At 32.3% G+C, this 4325-nt stretch carries 5 protein-coding genes; all 5 read right to left on the bottom strand.

What is annotated here, in order from left to right; genetic code table 11:
* On the bottom strand, window positions 1–510 hold a 510-nt coding region (locus tag M0P98_09340), incomplete at its 3' end, for a hypothetical protein (protein MCK9267049.1).
* 110 nt (window positions 511–620) lie between these two features.
* Entirely contained in the window at window positions 621–1544 is a 924-nt protein-coding gene (locus M0P98_09335) for a glycosyltransferase (GenBank protein ID MCK9267048.1), read from the bottom strand.
* A 3-nt stretch (window positions 1545–1547) separates the two neighbouring features.
* The gene (locus M0P98_09330) at window positions 1548–2528 is read right to left on the bottom strand and encodes a glycosyltransferase (protein ID MCK9267047.1); all 981 of its coding nucleotides are present in this window, start codon (window positions 2526–2528) and stop codon (window positions 1548–1550) included.
* A 353-nt stretch (window positions 2529–2881) separates the two neighbouring features.
* Window positions 2882–3940: a glycosyltransferase family 4 protein gene (locus tag M0P98_09325; GenBank protein MCK9267046.1), complete on the bottom strand. Its 1059-nt coding sequence runs from the start codon at window positions 3938–3940 to the stop codon at window positions 2882–2884.
* A gap of 2 nt (window positions 3941–3942) precedes the next feature.
* Window positions 3943–4325: glycosyltransferase family 9 protein (locus tag M0P98_09320; protein ID MCK9267045.1), on the bottom strand; the 383-nt coding region annotated here is incomplete at its 5' end.

Here is a 4325-nt window from a genome sequence, read left to right as displayed (position 1 = left end):
AAAATATTCTTTTAAAAAAAACATAAACTCCAATCTATCCCTTTGTTCTTTTATTTTGCTTTTATTTGAAGAAATTACTGAAATTAATCTGGTCTTCTGAATCTCTCTCGTAAAGTTCAAATCATCGTAATCCATAGAAAATTCAGTATTTTTAGGATTGGTTTGCCTCCAACCAATATGCCACGGCATAGCCTGCTGCCAATATATTTTGTTCTTATGCTTAATATCTCTATGACAAGTGATTACACATACAAATTGTTTAAGAAAAAACCTTTTGTAACCCTTTATACTAGGTGGTTCACCAGTTATTAAATAGACATTTTCTTTGGGACAAAAGGTTTTCTCAATTTTAGACAAACCTTCATAAACTACCCAATAATCACATTCTTTAAGAGTGTCGTCATTAACAAAAAATTGTACATCTCCCCATACCCCGTTTCTTTTTGGAGATTGTCTAAAAAGATAGATAGGTTCACACTTAAAAGAAGTGGATATTTTTACTTTAATCATTTTTACCTTAAGAATCTCTTATTATCAACATACTCCTATTATGGAACTAACAGGTGTTAAGGAAAATATTGTTTACACATTGTTATAAATCAATAAAAATTTACAGAAACTTAAAGTAATAGTCTTTGTTTATTACTATATAAAAATGCGGAGAAAATAAGAAAAAGTTTTCTACCTAAAAACCTTTCCGTATGACATTTATTAAGATGTTTTTTTGCCAGTTCTATTTCCCCTGCTTTTATACATTGAGCAGCCGAACCCAAAATAAATTTGTTAGCATATTCTTTAATATATTTTGCTTTTTTAGGGCAGATTTTTTTCTTTTTCAACGCTGCTTCCAAAGATTCTACAACTCTATAGCCTTCGAGACATTTGTTTTTTTTTACACCACTGCGCTGAATACCTTTATAATAGATAGCTCCCACATATTGGCTAAATGCAATATCATAGTTTAAAGCAATCCGTGCCCACATATCTTGGTCTTCACCACGTTTTATTCCTTCGGGGAAAAAACCTACATCAGAAAAAATTTTCTTTGGTATGGCAACTGCGCTTGAACATACAGGTGAAGCACCATATATGCAGGACTTAAAATAATCAGGTATTATACCTTCCCACTCTTCTCCTCTTGGAATAAACCAGAATATAGGTTTTTTACATTTATTGGAGCGTTTTTCTATAAATGCTGTTGAGTAGGCACCTGCTTTAGGATGTTTTTTTCTTAATCTTACGATAGTTCCTAAAAAATTTTCATTCCACTTATCGTCAGCATCAATAAAAGCAATTAAATCTGCACTTGAATGCTTTATTCCAAAATTTCTTGCAACTGATACTCCAGAAGGGTAAGGTCTATGTAATAATTTTATTCTAACATCATTATAACCCTCAACAATTTTCTCACTGCCATCGGTAGAACCATCATTTACTATAATTATCTCAAAATTCTCATATGTCTGTTCAAGTACAGAACTTAAAGCACGCTTTATAAAATCTACCTTGTTATATAGAGGTATAACAACTGAAATTTTTATCATTTTTTATTCTCTGGCACTATCTTTACGTTGTAAAGTAACAAGTGGTCCAAAAATCCAAATTATTAGAAGATTTTTATAAACTTGAACAGAAAAAGGATTGTTTCTCAAAGCCATACGAATATATCTTCGTGCATTAACTTTATCCCCTTTAAGAAACCTTTTAAGTGCCCAATTACAGAAAAATTGTGACACGGTTCTTCTTCTTTTAAAACCGAACTGTTGTTTTATCAAACTAAGGTTTTCTTCCACCCAATGGGGAGTTAAAAATTGAAGGTTCGCTTTGTTGCCCTTTTTTCTTTCGTCAAAAAGTTCTCTTGTAAGCAGGCAATACATTTCCTCTCCTATTTTCTTTTCACTATAAAAAATCGGTTCTGCCATACGCCATTTATAGAGAAACTCTGGAATATTGGCAGCCTCTCCAAACTCAACAAGTCGGAGCCATAAATTGTAATCTTCTGAGAACCTAAAGAGTTCATTGTAACATCCCGCGCTTACAACAGCTCCTTTGCGATACATTACACTTCCGTGCGCAAATTGATTTCGAACAACAATGTTTTTCCTAATAGTCGCATCATCACAGGGATAAATAACTTTATCCACTTTTTCGCCATTACTGTTTATTGTTAAAACCCAGGTTCCTACCAAGGCAATATCTTTCTTATTATGGATAAAAGAAACCTGTCTCTCAAGCCTCTCAGGCATTGAAATATCATCCGCATCTTGTCTAGCAATAAATTTTCCGCTGGAAAGTTTTATTCCAGTATTCAGAGAAGCAGCAAGCCCTATATTTTTCGGATTACGCACAATTTTTATTCTGCTATCTTTATATTCAGCAAGAATACGTGGCGTGGAATCATCTGAACCGTCATCCACTATCAAAAACTCAAAGTCTTTAAAAGTTTGGCTCAAAATACTTTCAATCGCTTCCCGGACATATTTCTCTCCGTTATACACCGCCATTAATACAGTAATTTCCGTTTTCATAATTTAACCTTTTTATTTGATATCTTTGTTCACTTGTTTTTAATAAAAATTGTAAAAACTAAATTTTGCCAAAGTATAACAAATCTTTAAATGTAGGTCAATTAAAGAAATTAAACCAGACAAATCAACAATCTCTGTGTAAAATATACAAACAACTCAATGGTAAAGCCAGTTAAGACAAAAAAACTCCTAAATTCTGTATCGTTAGCCGTCTTAACGTATACCCCCTGCCTGTCTTTTCGAAATTGATCCGAATCTCGTTTTTCTTGCTACCAGCGTGGGTTACATTAGAGAGCCTAAAACAAGTTCAGGGTGACGGGTCGGGTGAGTAGAAGAGAAAAAGAAAATAGGTTTTATAGGAGTTCTTGATAAACCTGTATGGTGTTCTCTACCATATTAGTTAGTGTGAAGTTCTCTAATGCATTATTTAAAGCGTTTTCAATTATTTCTTCCCTTATATCGGAGTTTTTAATAATGTATTCTATTTTTTCTGATATCTGTTGAGAATTTTTTGGGTCTACAAGAAAGCCTGTCTTACCATCTTCTATAAGTTCTGGTAATGCGCCTATATTTGTCCCAATAACAGGTGTCCTTGAAAGTTGGGCTTCTACCACTGTTCTTCCAAAGCCTTCAGGAACAAAGGAGGGAACAACAAGTATATCAATCTTTTTTAATGCTTCAACACTATCTTCTCTAACAATTCTTACAATATTTTGCACTCCATTATTTTTAATCCATTCTTCAAGTTTAGATTTGTAAGAACTGTTGCCAGTTCCAACTATAAGAACATTTATATCCAGATTACTTTTATCTATCACCTGTTTTATAGCCTCTAAAAAAATAAAATGTCCTTTATAAAGAGCGAAACGTGATATCATACCAATACAAACAGAAGTTTTTCTTTCTTTTATTATTTTAGTAAATTTATCAGAAATCCCGTTATGTATTACCTTTATCTTTTTTTCGTCAACTTTTAAATAATCTACAGCGTAATTTTTTAAAGCATTACTTACAACAATAACTTTATTTCCAAATCCTTCGGACTTACTATATATTCTTACGGGATTAAAACTGTGAATGCTTGTTACCCAAGGGGTTTTAGGAAAAGATTTCATCACATAGGACATTACCCAGCAAGGATAACGGCTTTGAGTATGAATAATATCCGGTTTTTCTTCTTCAATTATATCTTTAATCTTTTCACTGTTTTTCAAAAAACAAGTTATACTCTTTTTATCAAGCGGAACATTGTAATGTTTAATACCTCTTTTTTTCAATATATCTATAAATCTACCGTCTTCAGAAACTACAACTACTTTATTACCTAATTCTGTAGCTTTTAATGAAAAATCATAAACTCCTCTCTCAATTCCACCAAAATCCATTGCCGGCAACACTCTAAGTATTTTCATAGTTAAATTTCAAATAGGAAAGGTTCTTCTTTTTCGTTAATTAAAAGGGTTGAAGCTTTAATTACTTTTTCTGAAGTTACAATATCTAAACATTTATAACTACGGTTACATCTTTTATTTATGTCGCACGGAAAACAAGGTAAGTTGCTGTGTACTACAAGGTTTTTTACACTAAAAGGACCATACCTGTAGGGGTTGCCCGGACCAAACAACGCAACAATTGGACATCCTACAGCAGAAGCCAGGTACATAGAAGTAGCATCAGGGGTGATAATCAAATCAGATTTTTCAAGTAGAGCAGAATAATCTCTTAAACTTAATTTATTTGTTAAATCAAATATATCTTTACCTTTGAAAGTATATAATATTTTTTGAATATCTTTTT

This window comes from bacterium (genome assembly GCA_023230585.1).
GTDB lineage: Bacteria > Ratteibacteria > UBA8468 > B48-G9 > JAFGKM01 > JALNXB01.
This window is presented reverse-complemented; position numbering and strand designations above follow the sequence as displayed.